General features: G+C 74.3%; 20 protein-coding genes. 10 read left to right on the top strand and 10 right to left on the bottom strand.

Going from position 1 to position 20,440, the window contains the following annotated elements:
* Nucleotides 1-4: 4 nt before the first annotated feature.
* From ACA514_RS43235 to ACA514_RS43220, 4 genes are all read right to left on the bottom strand, one after another.
* Complete coding sequence (locus tag ACA514_RS43235) at nt 5-1,213, bottom strand: SDR family NAD(P)-dependent oxidoreductase (RefSeq protein ID WP_375047285.1); 1,209 nt, start codon at nt 1,211-1,213, stop codon at nt 5-7.
* A 2-nt stretch (nt 1,214-1,215) separates the two neighbouring features.
* A complete protein-coding gene (locus ACA514_RS43230) occupies nt 1,216-2,364 on the bottom strand; it encodes a DegT/DnrJ/EryC1/StrS family aminotransferase (RefSeq protein WP_375047284.1) in 1,149 nt (382 codons plus the stop codon).
* Nucleotides 2,365-2,367: 3 nt separating this feature from the next.
* Nucleotides 2,368-3,828 (bottom strand): hypothetical protein, encoded by a 1,461-nt coding sequence (locus ACA514_RS43225; RefSeq protein WP_375047283.1) that lies wholly within the window; start codon nt 3,826-3,828, stop codon nt 2,368-2,370.
* A gap of 184 nt (nt 3,829-4,012) precedes the next feature.
* A complete protein-coding gene (locus ACA514_RS43220) occupies nt 4,013-4,678 on the bottom strand; it encodes a response regulator (protein ID WP_375047282.1) in 666 nt (221 codons plus the stop codon).
* 293 nt (nt 4,679-4,971) lie between these two features.
* On the opposite strand from ACA514_RS43220, the gene galE reads away from it, so the two are divergent.
* A complete protein-coding gene (gene galE / locus ACA514_RS43215) occupies nt 4,972-5,985 on the top strand; it encodes a UDP-glucose 4-epimerase GalE (RefSeq protein WP_375047281.1) in 1,014 nt (337 codons plus the stop codon).
* Here galE and ACA514_RS43210 read toward each other — a convergent pair.
* The gene (locus ACA514_RS43210; protein WP_375047280.1) at nt 5,982-6,617 is read right to left on the bottom strand and encodes a DUF2752 domain-containing protein; all 636 of its coding nucleotides are present in this window, start codon (nt 6,615-6,617) and stop codon (nt 5,982-5,984) included. The genes galE and ACA514_RS43210 overlap by 4 nt on opposite strands.
* Nucleotides 6,618-6,664: 47 nt before the next feature.
* Nucleotides 6,665-7,099, bottom strand: coding sequence for a hypothetical protein (locus ACA514_RS43205; RefSeq protein ID WP_375047279.1), 435 nt, complete (start codon nt 7,097-7,099; stop codon nt 6,665-6,667).
* Between the two features lie 120 nt (nt 7,100-7,219).
* On the opposite strand from ACA514_RS43205, the gene ACA514_RS43200 reads away from it, so the two are divergent.
* Nucleotides 7,220-7,762 carry a dihydrofolate reductase family protein gene (locus ACA514_RS43200; protein ID WP_375047278.1) on the top strand — a complete coding sequence of 181 codons (543 nt, stop codon included), beginning with the start codon at nt 7,220-7,222 and terminating at the stop codon, nt 7,760-7,762.
* A 17-nt stretch (nt 7,763-7,779) separates the two neighbouring features.
* On the opposite strand, the gene ACA514_RS43195 is transcribed toward ACA514_RS43200, so the two are convergent.
* A complete protein-coding gene (locus tag ACA514_RS43195) occupies nt 7,780-8,922 on the bottom strand; it encodes an FAD-dependent oxidoreductase (RefSeq protein WP_375047277.1) in 1,143 nt (380 codons plus the stop codon).
* Nucleotides 8,923-9,012: 90 nt separating this feature from the next.
* Between ACA514_RS43195 and ACA514_RS43190 the strand changes: the two genes are divergently transcribed.
* A complete protein-coding gene (locus tag ACA514_RS43190; protein WP_375047276.1) occupies nt 9,013-9,606 on the top strand; it encodes a TetR/AcrR family transcriptional regulator in 594 nt (197 codons plus the stop codon).
* A 3-nt stretch (nt 9,607-9,609) separates the two neighbouring features.
* Here ACA514_RS43190 and ACA514_RS43185 read toward each other — a convergent pair whose 3' ends face one another.
* The gene (locus ACA514_RS43185) at nt 9,610-10,773 is read right to left on the bottom strand and encodes a cytochrome P450 (protein ID WP_375047275.1); all 1,164 of its coding nucleotides are present in this window, start codon (nt 10,771-10,773) and stop codon (nt 9,610-9,612) included.
* Nucleotides 10,774-10,785: 12 nt separating this feature from the next.
* Nucleotides 10,786-10,977 carry a hypothetical protein gene (locus tag ACA514_RS43180; RefSeq protein ID WP_375047274.1) on the bottom strand — a complete coding sequence of 64 codons (192 nt, stop codon included), beginning with the start codon at nt 10,975-10,977 and terminating at the stop codon, nt 10,786-10,788.
* A 167-nt stretch (nt 10,978-11,144) separates the two neighbouring features.
* On the opposite strand from ACA514_RS43180, the gene ACA514_RS43175 reads away from it, so the two are divergent.
* The 6 genes from ACA514_RS43175 (at nt 11,145) to ACA514_RS43150 (ending at nt 17,400) form a co-directional block, all read left to right on the top strand.
* Nucleotides 11,145-11,762 (top strand): TetR/AcrR family transcriptional regulator, encoded by a 618-nt coding sequence (locus tag ACA514_RS43175; RefSeq protein ID WP_375047273.1) that lies wholly within the window; start codon nt 11,145-11,147, stop codon nt 11,760-11,762.
* A gap of 78 nt (nt 11,763-11,840) precedes the next feature.
* Nucleotides 11,841-12,470, top strand: coding sequence for a LysE family translocator (locus ACA514_RS43170; RefSeq protein WP_375047272.1), 630 nt, complete (start codon nt 11,841-11,843; stop codon nt 12,468-12,470).
* A 123-nt stretch (nt 12,471-12,593) separates the two neighbouring features.
* Nucleotides 12,594-13,928, top strand: a complete 1,335-nt coding sequence (locus ACA514_RS43165) for a PucR family transcriptional regulator (protein WP_375047271.1) — start codon at nt 12,594-12,596, stop codon at nt 13,926-13,928.
* A gap of 97 nt (nt 13,929-14,025) precedes the next feature.
* Entirely contained in the window at nt 14,026-14,637 is a 612-nt protein-coding gene (locus tag ACA514_RS43160; protein ID WP_375047270.1) for a TetR/AcrR family transcriptional regulator, read from the top strand.
* Entirely contained in the window at nt 14,634-15,980 is a 1,347-nt protein-coding gene (locus tag ACA514_RS43155; RefSeq protein WP_375047269.1) for an MFS transporter, read from the top strand. The genes ACA514_RS43160 and ACA514_RS43155 overlap by 4 nt, the downstream gene beginning before the upstream one ends.
* Entirely contained in the window at nt 15,970-17,400 is a 1,431-nt protein-coding gene (locus ACA514_RS43150) for a pyridoxal phosphate-dependent decarboxylase family protein (RefSeq protein WP_375047268.1), read from the top strand. Before ACA514_RS43155 ends, ACA514_RS43150 begins: the two co-directional genes overlap by 11 nt.
* Here ACA514_RS43150 and ACA514_RS43145 read toward each other — a convergent pair.
* Nucleotides 17,397-19,598 (bottom strand): hypothetical protein, encoded by a 2,202-nt coding sequence (locus ACA514_RS43145; RefSeq protein WP_375047267.1) that lies wholly within the window; start codon nt 19,596-19,598, stop codon nt 17,397-17,399. The two genes, ACA514_RS43150 and ACA514_RS43145, sit on opposite strands and share 4 nt — an antisense overlap.
* Before the next feature lie 259 nt (nt 19,599-19,857).
* On the opposite strand from ACA514_RS43145, the gene ACA514_RS43140 reads away from it, so the two are divergent.
* The gene (locus ACA514_RS43140) at nt 19,858-20,439 is read left to right on the top strand and encodes an RNA polymerase sigma factor (RefSeq protein WP_375047266.1); all 582 of its coding nucleotides are present in this window, start codon (nt 19,858-19,860) and stop codon (nt 20,437-20,439) included.
* Nucleotide 20,440 lies beyond the last annotated feature (1 nt).

Genomic DNA, 20,440 nt, shown 5'->3' with positions numbered 1-20,440 from the left:
CACCTCACAGGCCGGGAGGATCGGGGCTGCACCCCGCGTCACACAGACAAGACGGACCGGGCGGCGGCGGGTCCCCGGCCGGGAGCGGGCGCCGCACCGGGTGGTACTCCGGCAGCAGCCGGCGCAGCAGCATCCGGACCCGGCCGTCGTCGCCGGCCCCGGCCGCCGCCGCCAGCTCGTCCAGCAGCTGCGGCAGCCCGGCCGGCGGCGGCGCCGGCCGGGTCGCCCAGATCTTCGGGTGCGCGGTGCGGATCCGCCGCTCGGAGTCGGCGAACGCCTTCTCCGCGAGCTTCTCGCCGGGCCCGAGCCCGCTGAACCGGATCGTCACCTCCGGCAGCCGCAGCTGCTCGGCGTACCGGTGCACCAGCTCGACGACGGGGACGGGACGGCCCATGTCGAGCACGAACGTCTCCGCCTCCTCCGCCAGCGCCGCCGCCTCGATCAGCAGGCCCGCCGCCTCCGCCACCGTCATGAAGTGCCGCGCCACCTCCGGATGGGTGATCGTGACGACCTCGCCGGAGGAGATGCGGTGCGCGAGCAGGCTGAGCAGCGCCCCGGCCTCGCCGATGACGTTGCCGACGCGGACCGCCGCGAAGCACGTCGGGCCGCCCGTCGCGGTCTGCAGCAGCAGCTCGCCGAGCCGCATCGTCGCCCCGAGCACCGAGGTCGGGTCGGCGGCCTTGTCGGAGGAGACGAACACCAGCCGCTGCACGTCGTGCCGGACGGCGCTGTCGACCACGTGCCGGGTTCCGACCACGTTGTCGGCGACGCCCCGGCACGGGTCCTGCTCCACCTTCGCCAACTCGTTCTGCCCGGCGGTGTGGAACAGCAGCTCGGGCCGGGCGTCCCGGACGACCCGGTCGACGCGGGCGCCGTCGCGCACGTCCGCCTCGGCGACCGCGACCCGGACCCCGCCGGCCTCCGCGGCGAGCTCCCCGGCCAGCCGCGCGAGCCCGCCCGCGTCCTTGTCGACCAGGCACAGCGCCGCCGGCTCCAGCCGGCCGACCTGCCGGCACAGCGCCGACCCGACCGTCCCGCAGGCGCCGGTGACCAGCACCCGCCGGCCCCGGACGAGCCGCCGCCCGCGCAGCCCGGCCAGCGCGACCTCGTCCCGTCCCATCAGCAGCGCGAGCGGGCTGACCGGGACGGCCGGGGGCGGGGCGGACGCGGTGCGGCGGGCGAGCCGGGGCAGGTGCGGCGGGAACCATCGCACGGTCAGCTCCGGGCCCGCAGTGCCTCGGTGAGCGCGGCGATGACGCGGTCCTGCCCGTCGGCCGTCAGCCCGGGATACAGCGGAAGGGACAGCAGCTCCTCGCCGACCCGGTCGGTCACCGGCACCCGCGCGCACTCGTCGGCGCCCAGGATGTCCCGGTAGGAGGTCATCTGGTTCGCGGGGATGAAGTGCACGGACGTCGACACGCCCGCCGCCTCCAGCTCCGAGCTGACCGCGTCCCGGTCCGGGACCCGGACCTGGTAGAGATGCCAGGCGTGCTGGATCCCGTCCAGGTCCCGCTGCGGCAGCGTCAGGCCGGGCAGGCCGCGGAACGCCTCGTCGTAGGCGGCGACGATCTCCGCGCGGCGGCGCTGCCACTCCGGCAGCGCGGCGAGCTGCGCCCGCCCGATCGACGCCTGCACGTCCGTCATGTTCGCCTTGAGGCCGATCTGCTTCACGTCGTACCGCCAGCTCCCGCCCGGCAGGTACCGCTTCCAGGAGTCCTTGCTCATCCCGTGCAGCCGCATCGCGCGGACCCGCTCCTGAAGCCGCTCGTCGCTCGTCGCGATGGCGCCGCCCTCGCCGATCGGCATGTTCTTGGTGGCGTAGAAGGAGAAGCACGCCGCGAACGACTCCGACCCGACGGGCTTCCCGCCGCGCGCCGCGCCCGGCCCGTGCGCCGCGTCCTCGACGATGCGCGTCCGGTCCAGCCCGGCCGCCTCCGCCAGCGCCGCCACGTCCACCGGGTAACCGCCCTGGTTCTGCACGATCATCGCGGCCGGCCTCACCCGCGCGGCCGCCGCGGCCACCGTCTCCGGGCTCGGCACCAGCGTGTCCGCGTCGATGTCGACGAGCACCGGCCGGTGCCCCGCGTGCAGGATCGCGTTGATCGCACCGCAGAACGTCAGGCTAGGCGTCAGCACCGCCGACCCCGGCGGCAGCTCCAGCGCGCGCAGGCACAGCTCCAGCGCGGTCGTGCACGAGGCGACCGCGACGACGTGCGCGGCGCCCAGGTGGTCGGCGAACTCCTGCTCGAACGCGGCGGTCTGCGGCCCCGTGGTGATCCACCCCGAGTCGAGGACCTTCACCACGGCGTCCGACACCTCGTCGGACAGCGACGGAATCGTGAACGGAACGGTGGACTGAGCCATCAGCTACCCCTTGATCTTGCGGGACGTGGCGATGACGCCGAGGAGCGGCCAGCCGGACGCGGCGACCAGGTCGCGGACCGTCTCCAGGCCCGACACCCGCGTCACCGGCCCGACCACCACGACCACCCCGACCTCGTCGTCCGATCCCGGATCGATGTCCTCGAACGCGTGCACGTGGCAGACCCCGCGCACGGGCACCGGAACCGGCTGGGTGACGTCCGTCGGGGACACCGCCGCGCCGGACTTCTTCGTCATCACGGCGGTGCCGCCCCCGGCGCGGACCACCGACGTGCTCCTGCCGGTGCCGGGACCGGAGCTGTTCAGCGGCGGGCCGTCGGCCGCCCCGCCGGCGGACCCGTCCTCGGGCCCGTCCTTCTCCGGCTCGCCGTCCTTCGGCGCGCCGTCCTTGGGCTTCCCGGCGGACGCGCCGGTGGCGGTGCCTCCGCCGTCGCCCGGCCGCTGCCGCACGGGCCGCGACCCGACGACCTTCGTCCGGTCCCCGTACACCGCCGACGCCACCGACGACACCAGGTCGGCGGGCAGCGGGCCGGGCGCGCCGACCAGCGTGACGTTCCCGACCTCCTCCTTGCGGGCGGCGAGCCGGACCCGCCGGCCGAGGTCGGCGAGCTCCGCCGGCCCCCGGTCCGCCCACCCGAGCAGCGGGACGCCGAGCCGCCGCGCGACCCGGCGCTGCCCCGGGATCGTGGGACGCGCCATCTCCGTCAGCACCGCGATCAGGATCCCGGCGACCAGCCCGACCAGGCCCGCGACCGCCGCCATCATGACCGCCGGGTTGCTCTTGGGCGCCAGCACCGCCGGCTGCACCACCGAGGCGTTCCCGGCGGCCAGCAGCTGCGCCTGCAGGTCCGAGCGGTTCGACCGCAGGTCGGTCAGCTCCGCCTGCACCCGCTCGCGCTCGTTCGCGGCGCCGATGTCGGGGTTCGGCTGCGCGCCGGCCCGCCGCGACAGCGGCCCGAGCTTCTTCTCCAGTTCGCGCACCCGCTTGTCGATGCCGGCGAGCTGCTGGTTGATCGCGCCCTGGTTGGAGTCGTTGATCTCCTTCACGACGGCCGCGCCGATCGCGTCGGTCATCCTCCGCGCGGCCTGCGGGTCCTTGTCCTTCACCGACAGCTCCACCACCGTGGAGGTGCCGAGCCCGGCGACCGAGATGTTCTTGGCGAGCCCGCTGGTCGACCGGTGCAGGTGCAGCTGCCCCGTGACGCCGGTGAGCAGGTTCTCGCCGGTCGCGAACGCCTTCACCTGGCTGACCACGGTGCTGACGCCGGCGTCGCCCGCCGCCGCGTCCGCCGCCTTCGCGGTCGCCTGCAACCGCGTCTTGGCGACGGCGGGCGGGTCCTGCCGGCTCATCAGGCCGCCCACCAGGACCAGCGGGACGACCGTCATGACCAGCAGGAGCGCCCAGTAGCTCCGGGCCACCCGCGCCGCGACCTCATCGATCTCCACTGGTCTCCCCTCCGGCCTGCTGCATCGGTAGGGCCGAGCGTAGGAAGGCCCGTAGCCTCCCGAATCGCCCAAACGACGACCCCCCACTACGCCGTTTGCACCAGAGTTGGCCCGCTGACCCGCGGCGGGCCGCCGCCGTCCGGCCGCGCATGACGGCGACCCGCCGCGACTCCGCGCCGGACGGCTAGTCGCTGGAGCCCGGGCGCATGCCGGCGCGCATGGCGAGCGTGATCGCCTCCAGCGCCGAGTGCAGGTCGAGCTTCGCCAGCAGGTTCTGGGTGTGCGTGCGGACGGTGTTCGCCGACAGCCCGAGCCGGTCGGCGATCTCCGCGCGGCCCAGGCCGTCGACCATGCACTGCAGCACCTCGCGTTCGCGGGGCGTCAGGTCCGCCAGCAGCCGGGTGCCGCCCGCGTCGCGCGCCTCGCCCGCGACGAGCCGGCGCAGCACCTCGCCCAGCACCTCCGGCGGGAGCCAGCCGCCCTGCCGCGCCGCCGACCGGATCACCCGCGCGACCAGGTCGGCGCCCTCGGTCTTCGACAGCCAGCCGACCGCGCCGCGCCGCACCGCCTGCACCAGGGTGTCCAGGTCGCTCATCGCCGTGAGCACCACCACCCGCACGTCCGGGTGGTCCTCGCGGACGCGGTCCAGGACGTCCAGGCCGCTCTCGGCGCCCAGCGTCATGTCGAGCACGACCACCTGCGGGCGCTCGGTGCCGACGAGGGCCAGCGCGTGCCGCACGTCCGCGGCGATCGGCAGGATCACCAGGTCGGGCTCGCGGCCGAGCCGGGCGGCGAGCGCCTCGGCGAACAGCGCGTGGTCGTCCACGATCAGGACCCGGATCGGTTGCATCCACCGACCATGACCGGTGCGGACGCGATCCGGATCCTGCAAACGCTGTAGTCGTTTCGGACAGGCCGCGGCGGCCGGGGCACCGGGCACGGAACCCGTCCCGCGCGCCCGTCCGGGGATCTTCGCAGGTGGCGGGCGCGCGCAGGAGAACCGTGCGCGGACGCCCCGGTCCGGCCGCGGGTTCACCGCCGTCCGGACCCGGACAACCTGGAGCGCGGTCCGTTGACCGGCCGCGACCGTGTGCCGATCCTGTCCGTGACCGAGCAGGGACGCACCGGCGCAGGGGATGCCATATGAAAGTCCTGATCACAGGGGGAGCCGGCTTCATCGGCAGCACGATCGCGTCGGCGTTCGCCGAACGCGGGATCACGCCGGTGGTGCTCGACAGCCTCATCACCGGCCGGCAGGAGTTCACCGACGGGAAGATCTTCTACCAGGGCGACATCGGGGACGGGGACCTCGTCGACGCGATCTTCCGGGAGCATCCGGAGATCACCGTCGCGGTGCACTGCGCCGCGCTGATCGTGGTGCCCGACTCGATGCGGGACCCGCTGCGCTACTACCGGGTCAACCTGGGGCGGACCCGCGACTTCGCCGAGCACCTCGTCCGCAACGGCCGGGACCGGATGATCTTCGCCTCGACCGCGGGGATGTACCGGCCGGAGGCGGACCTGTCGGTGTCGGAGACCTCGGCGCTGGAGCCGCAGAACCCCTACACCCGCTCGAAGATGATGGCCGAGCTGATGCTCGAGGACGTCTGCCGCGCCACCTCGCTGCGGGTCGTCTCGCTGCGCTACCTCAACCCGATCGGCGCCGACCCGCGGCTGCGCACCGGCCTGCAGAGCAGCAAGCCGACGCACGCGCTCGGCAAGATGATCGAGTCGTACGAGCTGGGCGTCCCGTTCAAGATCACCGGAGTGGACTGGGACACCCGCGACGGCACCGCGATCCGCGACTACATCCACGTCTGGGACATCGCCCGCGCGTTCTGCGAGGCGGCGGACCGGTTCGACTCGATCGTCCCGCCGCTGCGCCCCGCCGGGGAGGGCTCCGGCTACGAGGTGATCAACCTCGGCACCGGCGACGGCACCACCGTCCGGGAACTGGTGGACGCGTTCCGCGAGGTCGTCGGCGAGGCGTTCGTCGCGGAGGAGGCCCCGGCCCGCCCCGGCGACGTCGTCGGCGCGTTCGTGAACCCGGCCAAGGCGTGGGAACTGCTGCGCTGGAAGCCGGAGTACACCATCGGGGACGCCATCCGGCACTCGCTGCAGTGGGCCGAGCGCCGCCGGGAACTCGACGTCGCCTAGGTCCGCGCCGGCCCGCCCGCCCGGGGCTCGTCCGGTTCCCTCCACCCTTCCGCCGGAGGGACCGGACGAGCCGGGCGGGCGCCGCGCCCGAACCGGCGCACGGCCGGCAGCACGACGAGCATCTGGACCGCCGCGAGGGCGGCCGCGATGGCCACCGCCAGCCCCATGCCCATCACCTGGTGGCGGAAGTCGCCGTCGCCGTGGCGCAGCATCTCCGAGTGCGACGCCTGGTACGCCCACAGCCCCGCCACGGCGAGGACGGCCAGCGCCCACACCACGGCCGGACGCGGCGCCCGCACGTTCACCCACCGTCCGGCGGCGAGCCCGACGGCCCACCTGACCAGCACCAGGACCGCCCCCGGCACCACCACGAACGCGAGCGGGTTGTACTCCCACGCGGTGGCGGCGTCCCCGCGCATCAGCGCCTGCACCGCGCGGGTCCCGCCGCACAGCGGGCACACCATGCCCACCAGCCGGAGCGGGCTGTGCAACGCGATCGGCGGCAGCCCGAACACCGCCATCGCGGCCCCCGCCGCCAGCCCGAGCACCGCCAGCACGCGGAGCCCGCGATGCCGGTCGTCCCGATCCCAGCTGAACCGCACGGGCACCAGCCGCGCCATGGCCGTCGTCATCCCCCCGTTCTACCCCGCCCCGGCCACCACAGGAAACGGTCCCGCGGTCAGTTCGTCCCGATGAACTGGTGGTCGGTGCGGATACGGCCCTCGTCGTCCAGGGCGATGACGTCCAGGCCGCCGCCGACGGCCTCGCCCGTGCTGACCGAGACCGTCGACCAGCGGACGGCGAGCACGTTGGGCATAAGGACGGTGGCCTTTTCGGCGGCCTTGAAAGTGCGCTCCCCGGGAGCGATGAACATGTCGTAGGCGCGAGAAACCCTGGCGTTCAGGGCGTCGTGTCCGCGGACCTCCAGCGGCGGAATGGGAAAGGCCAGGTTGCCGGCGGCTTCGCGGATCTCCTGGGGCGGGTTCACCAGGACCTGGACACCGTCGGGCGCCCACAGTTCCCGGATGAGAGCCCGGCGCGTCCCCGGGTCGGGTTCGGTCCATTGCGCGATGTAGCGGTCGGCCCATTCGTTGGGTTCGAGTTGTTCGTTCATGTGCAGCAGTGTGCGGCGTAAGCTGCGGCGATGCGATTCCCTGGAGGGAATGGCGGCGCGATGAGTTTCCGGGCGGCGCATGGTCTCAACCAGGGGTCGACCGATCGATGGAGGCACAGCGTGGGCGAACTTCAGTACCAATGCATGATGTCGCTGGACGGGTTCATCGCAGGTCCGGGTGGCGACATGTCGTGGATGGCGGACTACCTCGGCCCGGATCCGGCCGTGGACGAGGTCATGAGGCGGACGGGCGCGCTTCTGGTGGGAAGGCGCACCTTCGGCGGCGATGATCCGCACAAGGGCACCGAGCAGGAAGGCGAGCCGTACGGCGGCGGGTGGGACGGGCCGCAGTTCGTGCTCACCCACAGCCCGCCGGACGCCTCCGTCCCCGGCGTCACCTTCGTCGGCGACCTGGAGAGCGGTGCTGCGGCGGCGAGGGCGGCCGCCGGCGACCGCGACGTCGGCGTCCTCGGCGCGCAGGTCGCCGCGCAGTGCATCGCCGCCGGCCTGCTCGACGAGGTCTTCGTGTCCGTCGCCCCCGTCATGCTCGGCGACGGCGTCCGGCTCTTCGACGACCCGGGCGGCGCGGCGGTGAATCTCGAGCGCCTCCGTGTCATCGAGTCCCCCGCGGCGACGCATCTGCGCTTCCGCGTCGTCCGCTGAGGGGACGTCCGGGCGGTTCAGTTCCGCTGATGCGCGGTGAACCGGTCGACCAGGCGGGTGACGGGGTCGGGGCCGAACATCAGGTCCAGGGAGGCGGCCGATTCGGAGGCCGAGGCTTCGCTGCGCGGGAAGAGCGCCTTCTCGTAGGCCGCGAGGGCGGCCTCGATGTCGCCGGGGTGGGCGGCGATGGCCTGGCCGAGTTCGGCGCCGTCGAGCATGGCGAGGTTGGCGCCCTCGCCGGCGAACGGCGACATCAGGTGCGCGGCGTCCCCGAGGAGCGTCACGCCGGGGACCCGGTCCCAGCGGTGGCCGACGGGCAGCGCGTGGATGCGGCGCGGCACCGGCGCGCCGTCGGCCTCGTCGATCAGCGTCCGGAACGCGGCGTCCCACCCGGTGAAGCGGGCGAGGACGGCGGCCTTGGCGGCGGCGGTGTCGGTGAAGTCGATGCCGTCGAGCCAGTCCTCGCCGGTCCGGAAGGCGGTGTAGACGTGCAGGCCGCCGTCGGTCTCGCGGTGGGCGAGGATGCCGCGCTCGCCGTCCAGGGCCAGGAAGAAGCCGCGGCCGATCAGGGCGGCGCCGCCGGGATGGCGGGCGTCGGCGTCCGGCAGGTCGAGTTCGACGAAGGAGATGCCGGTGTAGGCGGGCCGCGCCGGGGACAGCAGCGGACGGATCCTGGACCAGGCGCCGTCCGCGCCGACCAGCAGGCCGGTGGTGATCGTGGCGCCGTCGGCGAAGGTCACCTCGTGGCGGCCGTCGCCCAGCGGCCGGGCACCGGTCGCCTTGGCGCCCCACCGGACGGTGCCGGCGGGGAGCGGGTCCAGCAGCAGGTCGCGCAGTTGACCGCGGTCGACCTCCGGGCGGCCCCCGGTCCCGTCGTCCTCCTCCTGCAGGGCGATGGTGCCGTCCCTGTTGGCGACGCGCATCGCCTGCCCGCCCGGATGGACGATCGCCCGGAACCGTTCGTGGAGGCCGGCGGCGCGCAGCGCGGCCTGCCCGGAGTCCTCGTGGATGTCGAGCATGCCGCCCTGGGTGCGGGCGTCCCGGCCGGCCTCCAGGTCGAACACGGCCGCCTCGATGCCGTGCACCCGCAGGACGCGCGCCAGCGTGAGGCCGCCGAGGCCGGCCCCGATGATCGCGATGGAGTGGTGAGCGGTGGTCATGGCGAACGCCTCCCCGATTCAGTAGAACGACTATGAAACCATAACGACTATGAGTTCATAGTAATTCCAGCGGCGTCGTAGGATGAGCCCATGGCACCGACGGACCAGGGACGGCGCGAACGCAGGAAGGCCGCGACCCGGCAGGCGCTGGCCGACGCAGCGCTGCGGCTCTTCCTGGAGCACGGCTACGACGGCGTGACCGTCACCCGGATCGCCGACGAGGCGGACGTGTCGATCGCCACGCTGTTCAAGCACGTGCCGGACGGGAAGCAGGCGCTGATCTTCGACGACGGCACCGAGCGCCGGGAGGCGATCCTGGCCGCCGTCCGGGAGCGGCCCGCCGGCCGGACCGCGCTTCAGGCCCTGCACGGCTACCTGGCCGAGCGCGGCCCGTTCGCCCGCGACCTGCCTCCCGGCCTGCGGCGGCGCCGCGACCTGGTCATGGGCACCCCGGAACTGCGGCGCTACCAGCGCCTGCTCTGGCTGCGCGCGGAGGGCCCGCTCGCCGGGCTGCTGGCGGCGGAGGCCGGCCGCGCCGAACCCGCCCCGGCGGACCGGGCTCTGGCCCGCTACGTCCTGGAAGTCCCGGAGCTGGCCGGCGAAGCGCCCGACCCGCGCGCCGCGCTGCGGGAGATCTTCGAGCACCTCGAGAGCGGCTGGAGCACCCCCGTCAGAGAGGCCTGAGGGTCACCGGGGCGTGAGGGTCACCGGGAATTCGGTGACGCCGCGGACGAACGAGTTGCGGAGCATGCGGGGGCCTTCGGAATCGGCCCATTCGGCGGTGTCCACGCGGGCGATGAACTCCTCGAAGAAAATGCGCAGTTCGAGGCGGGCCAGGGACGCGCCGAGGCAGAAGTGGGGGCCGAGGCCGAAGGCGATGTGGTCGCCCGGCCGGCGGGTCACGTCGAGGACGTCCGGGGCGTCGAACACGGCCTCGTCGCGATTGGCGGACCCGTACATCAGCAGTACCTGGCCGCCGGCCGGAATGGCCACTCCGGCCACCTCGGTGTCGCGGGCGGCGACGCGGCACATGTTGAGGATCGGGGTCGTCCAGCGGACGAATTCTTCGACGGCGTCCGGAATCAGGGACGGGTCGTCGCGCAGTTTCCGCCATTCCTCCGGGTGCCGGATGAGGGCGTCGAGGGCGGTGGCGATGACCGTCCGGGTCGTCTCGGCGCCGCCGACGAGAAGGAGCAGGGCCTCGTGGGCGAGGTGCTCGTCGTCGTAGCGCGGCTGGTCGGGCGCCGCGTTCGACCATACCGACAGCAGGTCCTCCGACGGCCGGGCGCGGCGCTCCTTGGCCATGTCGAGGACGGCGAGCGCGAACTCGCCGACCGCGTTCATCGACTCCTCGGTGACGTAGCGCTCGCCGCCGCCCGAGACCACGGCGGTCGCCGACCAGTGGACGAGCTGCGGCCACTCCTCCTCGGGGAAGCCGAGCAGCCAGCCGATGACGCGGGCGGGCAGCGGCGCGGCGAGCGCCGGGATCGCGTCCACGGTGCCGGCGTCGAGCGCGGTGGTGATGCAGTCGACGGTGGTGGCGCGGACCTTCTCCGCATACCGGGACACGCCACGCGGGGTGAAGCGCTGGTAGACCATGCGGCGGCGGTGCATGTGCTCCGGGTCGTCCATCCCGATCATGGACGGGTCGGACTGCAGCTGCGGCCGGTATCCGCGGGAGCTGATCCACAGCTTCGGGTCGCGCTCGATCGCGAACACGTCGGCGTGCCGGGACACGCCCCACAGGCGGTTCGCCTCGTCGTGGTAGACGGGCGCTTCGGCGCGGAGCCGCGCGTAGACGCTCCACGGGTCGGTCGCGTACATCTCGCCGTCGAGCAGGTCGATCTGCATGGTGGCCTCCCGTCAGTGGTCCACGGCGGTGACGCGGCGACCCGGCGCGCTTTCGGACGGGCCTGTGCGGTCCCAGGCCGCGACCCGGCGGCCGGACCCGGCCAAGGCGCGGGCGCTCGCGGCGCCGGGGCCGGGGCCGGACGCGCCGCCGGTGGCGACGACGCCCGTGGCGGGCGTGGACGCGGGGGTGGCAGGAGCCGCCATCCGGTGCCTCCTTGGCTCGGGACTGCCGTCTAAACTAACGTCGCCGCCAAGCAAGCGGTAGGTACACGATCCGGAACCGGCCGCACCGGGCCGCCCGGCCCGCGCCCGGCGGCGCGAAACGGCCGAAGGTGCGGGAGAATGGGGGACGGGCACGGCGAGGAGGCGTTTTGAACGGCGATGTGCGGTTCACCGTCACGCGGACGCTGACCAAGGATCAGCAGGCCAGGCGCGAGCGGCTGATCGACGCGGCGCGCGATCTCGCGCGCGAGGGCGGCTACCCGGTCGTCACCATGCACGACGTGGCGGACCGCGCCGGGGTGGCCCGCGCGACCGTGTACCGCTACTTCGCCACCAAGGACCACCTGCTCACCGAGGTCGCCGCGACCTGGGCGCACCGCATCACCGGCGACATCGACGCGCTGGCGGTCGGCGACACCCCGGTCGAGCGGCTCACCGCGCTGCTGGAGCGGATCGTCGAGGTGGCGGCGCAGGAGCGCACCCTGACCTCGGCCATCATCCAGGCCGTGACCTCGGACGACTCCAGCGTGGACGACGCCCGCACGGTGCTGTTCCTGTTCGTCCGCGACCGGCTGTCCGCCGCGATCGGCGAGCCGCTGCCGGCGCGCGACGAGGTGGAGATCGTGCTCGGCCACATCCTGCTCGCCGCGCTGGTCAGCCTGGCCTCGCTGCGCCGGCCCACCGAGGAGATCACGGACATGGTCCGCACGTCCGGGCGGCTGGTGTTGGCCGGCGCGCTGGCGGACGCGGACGCGGCCCCGGCTTGACCGGCGCCGCAGTGGTCCATTTTCTGCGGGCCTCATTGGCTCTGTAAGGCGGACCATGGGGCTCGTAGCGTTCGGCGGGTGACGAACCCACTGCTGTTCCTGCTCGCCGCGCTCACCCTCGTCGCCATCCCCGGACCCAACCACCTGTACATCACCGCGCGCAGCATCGGAGAGGGGCGCCGCGCGGGCGTCGCGTCCGCGCTCGGCGTCGAGTCGGGGATGCTGGTGCACATCGCCGCCGCGGCGGCCGGGCTCTCCGCGCTCGTCGCCGCGTCCGCCACCGCGTTCGGCGTCCTGCGCTACGCGGGCGCCGCCTACTTGGTCTTCCTCGCCTACCGGACGCTCCGCGCCCGCGGCGACCACGACGCGCCGCTCCTCCGGCCCCGGCCGCTGCGCCGCGTCTACCTCGACGGTGTGCTGGTGAACGTGCTCAACCCGAAGGTCGTGCTGTTCTTCCTGGCGTTCCTGCCGCAGTTCGTCGACCCGCGGGCCGGCGCCGTCCCGCTGCAGATCGTCGTGATGGGGCTGGTCACGGCACTGATCGGGCTCACCGCCGACCTCGTCTACGCGTTCGCCGCCGGATCCCTCGGCGGATGGCTGCGGGCCCGGCCCGGGTTCCGCCGCCGGCAGCGGTACGCCACCGGGCTCGTCTACCTCGGCCTCGGCGCCGCCGCCGTCCTCGCCGGACCCGGCGCCCGGCGGGCCTAGGTTTCCGATGAACGCTTTGTCAGTCGGCTTATAAGCGCCCGACCGCAATGCGTCTCCGATCGTGCAGCCCGCCGCCCGCCGGCTCGGTAACTTCCGGAACGACCCATCGGGGGAGGTGCGAAGGTGACGACGAGCCTGAAGGCTTTCGCCGGTGCGTCCGGCGGGCCGGGGGAGACCGGCGGGGCGTCCGCCCAGGGCGGGGCCTCGCCGCTGAAGCCCTGGGCCGGCGTTCCCAGCGAGCTGTCGGAGATGTTCCGGCCGCACCTGGAGGCCCTCGCCGAGGAGATGATCGAGGAGATCCTCGCCGGGATCCCCGAGTACTCGCGCCCGCAGGACGAGGAGTACGCGCGCCTCGTCCGGGCCGCGGTGGAGGGCGCGCTGCGGCAGTTCGTCGACCTGATCATGGACCCGGAGAGCTCCTGGGAGGCCGTCGCCGCCGTCTACCGGGAGATCGGCTGGGCCGAGGCCCGCGAGGGCCGCGACCTCGACATCCTGCAGACCTCGCTGCGGCTCGGCGCCCGCGTCGCCTGGCGGCGGCTCGCCTCGGAGTCCGAGCGCTACAACATCTCCCGCCGCACGCTCGCCAGCATCGCCGAGGCGATCTTCGCGTTCCTGGACGAGATCGCCCGCGCCGCCACCGAGGGGTACACCAAGGCCCGCGAGCAGGAGGCCGGCGAGCTGGAGCACCGCCGCCGCCGGCTGCTGGACATGCTGCTCGCCGAGCCGCCCGCCGCGCCGCAGGCCGTCGCCGACCTCGCCCGCCTCGCGCAGTGGCGCGTCCCCCGCACGGTCGCGGCGGTCGTCCTGTACGAGCGGGGCCAGCAGCCGTTCTCGCACCCGTCGCTGCCGCCGGACGTCCTCGCCGACGTCAACCGGCGCGAGCCCTGCCTGCTCGTCCCGGACCCGGAGGGCCCCGGGCGCGGCCGGATGCTGGAGTCGGCGCTGCGCAACTGGGTCGCCGCGCTCGGCCCGACCGTCCGCACCGAGGACGCCGCGAAGTCGCTGCGCTGGGCCCGCGAGGCGCTGCCGCTCGCGCGCCGCGGCATCCTGGCGTCCGACCGGCTGATCCGCTGCGCCGACCACATGCCGGCGCTGGTGGTGTTCAAGGACGAGGAGCTGGTGCGCGCCGTCGCCGACCTGCGGCTGGCGCCGCTGAAGACCGTCCGGCCGCGGCACCGCGAGCGGCTCATGCGGACGCTGCTGTCGTGCCTGCAGAACGGGTTCAACGCCACCGAGGTCGCCACCCGGCTGCACGTCCACCCGCAGACCGTCCGGTACCGGCTGCACCAGCTCGAGGAGCTGTTCGGCGAGCGGCTGTACGACCCGGAGACGCGGCTGGAGATGGAGATGGTGCTGACCGTCTGGCTCACCACGCCGCCGGAGGGCCGGCCGGGCGCGGAGGTGATCCCGCTGGACGGCCCGCGCCGCCGCGAGCAGGACACCGCCGCCGCCGAGTAGCGCCGCCGAGTAGCGCCGCCGGCGAAGATCGGCACGCACCCCCGCGCGTCTCCATCAAACGATTGACCGAGACGCGGCGCGCCTCTACGGTGAGCGCATGACCAGCGACTCCGGCCGGGAACGCGTCATCGACGCGGCGACCCGGCTGTTCGCCGCGCACGGCTACGACGGCACCTCCACCCGCATGATCGCCGAAGCGGCCGGACTCAACATCGCCACCGTCGCCTACCACGCGGGCGGCAAGCGCGACCTCTACCTCGCCGTCATGGAACGCGCCCACCGGGCCGAACGTGCGGCCCTGGAGGCGGCGGTCGCCGAGATGACGCCCGACGCGGCCGGCGTCCTCGCCGTCGTCGACCGCTACGTCGACTTCTGCGCCGCCCGCCCCGAGATCCCCGGGCTGTGGATGCACCGGTGGCTGTCGGACGCCGCCGACGTCGCCCACCTGGAGAACACCTACGTCAGGCCGCTGATGGAGACCGTCGTCGACGCCGTCGGCAAGGTTCTGCCCGAAGGCGCCGCCGAGGAGGTCGACGTCGAGTACGTCGCCTGGACCGTCGTCTGGTGCACGCACGGGTTCGCGCGCGGCGGCGTCCTGCGCTCCGACGGCCTGCGCCACGGCATGGACGACGCCGCCGCACTGGCCCGGTTCCGCGCCAACCTGCGCCGCATCGTCACCGCGGGCCTCAACCTGGGCGCCACGGCGTGACCGCCGCGCTCGCCCGGCGGCGGCTGCTCGGCTACGGCGTGGGCTCGGTCGGCACCGGCGTGTTCTCCGCCGTCCCCGGCCTGCTGCTCCTGTACTACCTGACCGACGTCCTCGGCGTCTCGGCGGCGATCGCGGGCGCGGTGCTGGTCGTCCCGAAGGCGTGGGACGTGGTGCTGAACCCGATCGTCGGCGCCGCCAGCGACCGCGAGGCCGTCCGGACCGGCCGCCGCACCCGGCTGCTGCTGGTCGGCGGCGCGACGCTGCCCTTCCTGTTCGCCGCCATGTTCGCCGTCCCGGTCGACTCGCCGGGGTTCGGCGCGGGCTGGGCCGCGGTGACGTTCCTGCTGGCCGCGAGCGCGTTCGCCTGCTTCCAGGTGCCGTACGTCGCGCTGCCCGCCGAGATCTCCGACGAGCCGTCCGAGCGCGGCCGGGCGATGGCGTGGCGGGTCGTGTGCCTGACCGTCGGCATCCTCGTCGCGGGCGGCCTCGCGCCCGCCCTGTCGGACTCCGCCGGGGGAGGGCGCGCCGGATACGCGCTGATGGGCGTCGTGATCGGGACCGTGATGGGCGCCGCGTTGATCACCAGCGCGCTGGCCAACCGGTGGATCCCCGCCACGCCGGGGCCGCGCCCGCTCGGCCTCGCCGCCGCGCTGCGCGCCGCGCGCGGCAACCGCCCGTTCTTCGCGCTGCTCGGCGGCTACGTTTCGCACACCCTCGCCGTCGCCATCATGCTGGCGGGCGCCCCGTACGTCGCGACCTACCGGCTGGACGACTACGGGCTGACCTCGGCGATGTTCGTGTGCATGGTCGGACCGAGCGCGTTCGCCGTCCCACTGTGGCGGAAGATGTCCGTCCGGTACGGGATCGTCCCCTGCTATGTGACGGCGCTCGCGATGTTCGCCGTCACCGGCTTCGCGTCCTACCCGGCGATCTCCGCCGGGTCCCGCGCCGGCGTGCTGGTCCTCGCGGCGCTGACCGGCGTCTGCTACGCCGCCGTCCAGCTGTTCCCGCTGTCGCTGCTGCCGGAGACCGTCCACGCCGACAAGGGACGCACCGGGCAGGCCCAGCCCGGCGCGTTCACCGGCCTGTGGACGGCCGCCGAGACCGGCGCCCTCGCCCTCGGCCCCGGCGTGTTCGCGCTGGTCCTGTCGCTGTCGTCGTTCCGGTCGTCCGACCTCGACGAACCCGTCCGGCAGACCGGCTCCGCCCTCACCGGGCTGACCGCCGGATTCACGATCATCCCGGCGCTGCTGTTCCTGCTGGCCGTCCCGCTCCTGCTGGCCTACCGCCGGCTCGCCGCCGCCCACCGAACCGCCGAGGAGGCCCAGGCCCATGCCGTCTGACCCCACCGCCCTGCCGGAGCACGGCCGCCCGGCCGCCGACCTGCTCACCGAGCTCGCCCGGTTCCGCGACGCCGACCTGCCCGTGCGCGGCGGCCAGGTCACCGCCTACGTCTACGACACCGGACGCGAGGCCGTGCACGACCTCGCCGCCACCGCCTTCCAGGAGATGCTCGAGGTCAACTGCCTCGACCCCACCGCGTTCCCGAGCATCGTCGCGCTGGAGCGGCGCATCGTCGCCGTGGTCGCCGGCAGGCTCGGCGGCGGGACCGGCGTCTTCACCAGCGGCGGCACCGAATCGATCATGCTCGCGGTGAAGGCCGCCCGCGACGCCCGCCCGGTCGCCGGACGCCCCCGCGTCGTCCTGCCCGCCACCGCGCACCCCGCGTTCCACAAGGCCGCCCACTACCTCGGCCTCGACGTGGACCGCGTCCCGGTGGACGGCGACTACCGCGCCGTCCCGTCCGCCGTCGCCGCCGCGATCACGCCCGACACCGTCCTGGTCGTCGCCTCCGCGCCGTCCTACCCGCAGGGCGTCATGGACCCGGTCGAGGAGATCGCCGCCATCGCCGCCTCCGCCGGGGTGCTGTGCCACGTCGACGCGTGCGTCGGCGGCTGGGTGCTGCCCTGGCTCCGCGACCTCGGACGGCCCGTCCCGCCGTTCGACCTGTCGGTGCCCGGCGTCACGTCGATCTCCTGCGACCTGCACAAGTACGGGTACGCGCCGAAGGGCGCGTCGGTGGTGCTGTTCGCCGACGAGTCCGTCCGCCGGCACGCCTACTTCGCGTCCGCCGAATGGCCCGGCTACACCGTCATCAACGCCGGCGTCCAGAGCAGCAAGAGCGCCGGCCCGCTCGGCGCCGCCTGGGCCACCCTCAACGCGGTCGGCGCGCAGGGCTACCGCGACCTCGCCGCGACCGCCATGACGACCGCGGAGCGGTTCCGCGCGGGCGTCGCCGGCATCCCGGGGCTGCGCGTTCTCGGCGACCCGGCCGTCCCGCTCGTCGCCGTTGCCTCCGACGACCCCGCCCTCGACGTCTTCGTGATCGCCGACGAGGCCCGCGCCCGCGGCTGGTTCTTCCAGCCGCAGCTCGCCTACCAGGGCATCCCGCCGAACCTGCACTTCACCCTGACCGGCGTCAGCGACGTCGACGCGCTGCTGTCCGCGCTCGCCGACGCCGCGAAGGCCGCCCGCGCGGCCGGCCCGCCCGACGTGCCGGCCGACCTCCTCGCCGCCCTCGCCGATCTCGACCTGGACGGCCTGGACGACGCCGGGTTCACCGGCCTCCTCGCCGCCGTCGGCGTCGACCTCGACGGCGGCGGCCCCGAGATGGCCGTCGTCAACGCCGTCCTGAACGGCCTGCCGCCGGCCACCCGCGAGGCCCTGCTCGTCCGCTTCCTGTCCGCCCTCTACGCCGGCTAGTTCACCCTGATCAGGCGCTTCAGGTAGGACGGCTCGTCCAGCGCCGAACCGAGGACCAGCGGCACCGTCGCCGCACCGGCCGTGACCTCGCCGACCCGCTCACCGGTACCGCCCCGGTGCGGCGGGTCGCCCTGGATCCCGACCGGCACCCGCAGCCCCGGCCATCCCACGACCGTCACCGGGGACGCGGCGCGCAGCGGCGTCGTGCCGCCGAGCCCGTCGTCGACCTCGCCGACCCGGGCGCCCTTCGGTGCCAGGGTCGCCGCCGCCATCGCGTTCTCCGCCGCCTGGATGAGCTGCCCGGCCGCCTCCACGGCCCCCTGCGCGCTCGGGGACTTCTGCGCCATCACCGCGCCCAGCACCAGCGTCGGCACGCCCCCGACCTTCTTACGTGCGGCGAACACGTAGTTCCCGCCCGCCGCGTCGGTGTAGCCGGTCTTCCCGCCGACCACCCCGTACTGCCCGACCAGGACGTTCCCGCCCGGCCGCGCCGGGCTGCCGTCGTCCGGCACGTACGCCCGCCGGTTCACGATCTCGGTGAACGCCGGCACCTTCATCGCCGCCCGCAGCAGCTTCACCTGGTCGGCCGCCGTGCTGACCGTCCCGGAGTCGTATCCGCTCGGGTCGGTGTAGCGGGTGCCGGTCATCCCGAGCTCCCGCGCCGCCGCGTTCATCTTCGCGACGAACGGCTGGTCGCCGCCCGAGTCCCAGCGCGCCAGCTCGTGCGCCAGGTCGTTCGCCGAGATGATCAGCAGCGCCTCCAGCGCCTTGCGCTCGGTCAGCCGCTGCCCCGCCGTGATCCCGAGCAGCGACTCCCCGCGCTTCTTGCGCGCCGGGATCTCCGCCACCCCCTGCGGCGACACCGCCAGCACCGGCCCCGGCTCACCCGTCTTCAGCGGATGGTCGCGCAGGTACACGTACGCCGTCATCACCTTCGCGACGCTCGCCGTCGGCGTCGGCGTGGAGCCGCCGGACGACCCCATCGTCCCGAGGCCGTCCACGTACACCTCCGACTGCCCGGCCGCGGGCCACGGCAACGAGGGCGCCGCCCCCGCGAACACATGGCTGGACGCCAGGCTCAGCTTCACGGTCGGATCCGGAACCGGCCGCACCAGCTGCCCGGCCACCACGCCCACGACCAGCAGCAGCGCGGCGACCAGCACGATGAGCCCGCGGCGCCGCCTCGGCCGCTCCTCCACCCCGGCCAAGGGCGGGGCCGGCGCGGGCGCCTGCGGCGCGGGCGCCTGCGGTGCGGGTGCTTGCGGTGCGGCGACCTGCCAAGGCCCGCTCTGCGCCGGGTGCACGGGTGCCGCTGGGCCCTGAGGCGGCGCGCTCTGCGCCGCGTCCCACCGGACGGACTCGGGCCGGAACTCGCCTGCGGGCGCCTGCTGCCCCCACGCCGGTGCCGCGGCACTCTGCTGCGGCGTTTCCCACCGGACGTCGCCGCCCGCCTGCTGCCCCCTGGTCTGCGGCTCCGGTGCGGGCACGTCCCACGGGCCCGGCAGCCGCTCGACCCGCGTCACCGCGGCCGGCGAACCACCTGCTCGCGGCCACCGGTCGCCCTCCGGGAGGGCCGCCGCCTCGGGGTGCTCGTCCTCCTCGGCGACCGGCGCTCCACCCTCGTCGGACGCTGTCCCCTCATCCTCAGAGGACGCATCCGGCTCGGGCTCGTCGGGTGCGGTGGCCTGGGGAGACTCGTCCTGCGAGGGCTCGGCGTCCTCCGATTCCGGCGGCGCCGGCTCCTGGTCGGCAGCGGCATCCTCGGATTCGGCGTCTTCGGCGGGCTCCTCCGCGGCGTCCGTCTCCGGCTCTTCCTCTTCCGCGTCCCGGGAATCCTGTGGTTCTTCGGGATCTTCCGCCGCCGGCTCGGTATCAGCCTCCGCGTCCGCAGGGTCCGAGACTGGCGGCGCATCCTCCTCGGAGGCTTCGTCCTCCTCCTCGACACGCGTGTCCGCTTCTTCGCCGGGGGCCGGTTCGGCGGGAACCTCGTCGTCCTCGGTGCGCGGGAGGTCGACGTACCAGGGGCCCTGGCCGGCGGGCTTGGCGGGACGCCGGATGTCGGGCCTGGTGAGGGAGGCGTCCTTCGCCGACGGGGCGGGCGCGGGGACGCGGAACTCGGCGGTGGCGGTGCGGCCGGGTTCGCGTTCGACGTCCTCCGGGCGGTCGTCCGGCTCCGGTTCCTGCGGGACGTCGTTCACGGGCCTGCCCCCTCCTAGGCTCGATGATCACGCATGCGGACGGGGGGCGGTCCTGCGACACGGATCCCCCGACCCCATTGAAAGATGTCCACTTTAGCGACGCGGTTCGCTTTGTTATGCATCAGTGATCTGCGGACGCGCGGCGCGCCGCCGCTCCATGGTGCCGCGCGGCCGTGAACCCGGGGGCGGGGTTGCGGAGATACATCGCTGACAATGTCCCCCCAACGGGAAGGCCGGTCCGCATGCCATGGTGTTCGCGATGACCGCACCCCCCACGGTTCCGGCGTGCGACGCCGAACTGATCGAGCGGTCGCGGGCCGACCCCGAGGCGTTCGCGGTGCTGTTCGACCGCTACTCCGCGATGCTCTACCGCTACGTGTCGCGCCGGCTGGGTCCGGAGACGGCCGAGGACGTCGTCGGCGAGACGTTCCTCGTCGCCTTCAGCAAGCGGCACCGCTACGACCTGGCCCACCAGGACGCCCGGCCGTGGCTGTTCGGGATCGCGACCAAGCTGGTCGCCCGGCACCACCGGTCGGAGGCGGCCCGGTACCGGGCGCTGCGCCGCAGCCCGGTGGACGGTCCGGCCGAAGGGCCGGCCGAGCGGGTCGCGGCGGGGGTGACGGCGTGGGCGTCGCGTCCGGCGCTCGCCGCGGCGCTGGCCGCGCTGCCGCGCCGCGACCTGGACGTGCTGCTGCTCGTGGCGTGGGGCGACCTGGCCTACGAGGAGGCGGCGCGGGCCCTCGGGATACCGGTCGGCACGGTCCGGTCCCGCCTGAACCGGGCGCGGCGCAAGGTGCGCGCGGCGCTCGGCGACACCAACCCGATGGACGAGGAGGAGTGAC

Source organism: Actinomadura sp. NTSP31 (assembly GCF_041951385.1).
Taxonomy (GTDB): Bacteria; Actinomycetota; Actinomycetes; order Streptosporangiales; family Streptosporangiaceae; genus Spirillospora; species Spirillospora napierensis.
This window is presented reverse-complemented; position numbering and strand designations above follow the sequence as displayed.

Excerpts from the sequence above, each read along its gene's own strand:
- ACA514_RS43160 (WP_375047270.1), top strand. The coding sequence starts at position 14,026 with ATGACCAGCGACTCCGGCCGGGAACGCGTCATCGACGCGGCGACCCGG.
- ACA514_RS43205 (WP_375047279.1), bottom strand. The coding sequence starts at position 7,099 with ATGAACGAACAACTCGAACCCAACGAATGGGCCGACCGCTACATCGCG.
- ACA514_RS43190 (WP_375047276.1), top strand. The coding sequence starts at position 9,013 with ATGGCACCGACGGACCAGGGACGGCGCGAACGCAGGAAGGCCGCGACC.
- ACA514_RS43230 (WP_375047284.1), bottom strand. The coding sequence starts at position 2,364 with ATGGCTCAGTCCACCGTTCCGTTCACGATTCCGTCGCTGTCCGACGAG.
- ACA514_RS43195 (WP_375047277.1), bottom strand. The coding sequence starts at position 8,922 with ATGACCACCGCTCACCACTCCATCGCGATCATCGGGGCCGGCCTCGGC.
- ACA514_RS43180 (WP_375047274.1), bottom strand. The coding sequence starts at position 10,977 with ATGGCGGCTCCTGCCACCCCCGCGTCCACGCCCGCCACGGGCGTCGTC.
- ACA514_RS43185 (WP_375047275.1), bottom strand. The coding sequence starts at position 10,773 with ATGCAGATCGACCTGCTCGACGGCGAGATGTACGCGACCGACCCGTGG.
- ACA514_RS43210 (WP_375047280.1), bottom strand. The coding sequence starts at position 6,617 with ATGACGACGGCCATGGCGCGGCTGGTGCCCGTGCGGTTCAGCTGGGAT.
- galE (WP_375047281.1), top strand. The coding sequence starts at position 4,972 with ATGAAAGTCCTGATCACAGGGGGAGCCGGCTTCATCGGCAGCACGATC.
- ACA514_RS43140 (WP_375047266.1), top strand. The coding sequence starts at position 19,858 with ATGACCGCACCCCCCACGGTTCCGGCGTGCGACGCCGAACTGATCGAG.
- ACA514_RS43150 (WP_375047268.1), top strand. The coding sequence starts at position 15,970 with ATGCCGTCTGACCCCACCGCCCTGCCGGAGCACGGCCGCCCGGCCGCC.
- ACA514_RS43220 (WP_375047282.1), bottom strand. The coding sequence starts at position 4,678 with ATGCAACCGATCCGGGTCCTGATCGTGGACGACCACGCGCTGTTCGCC.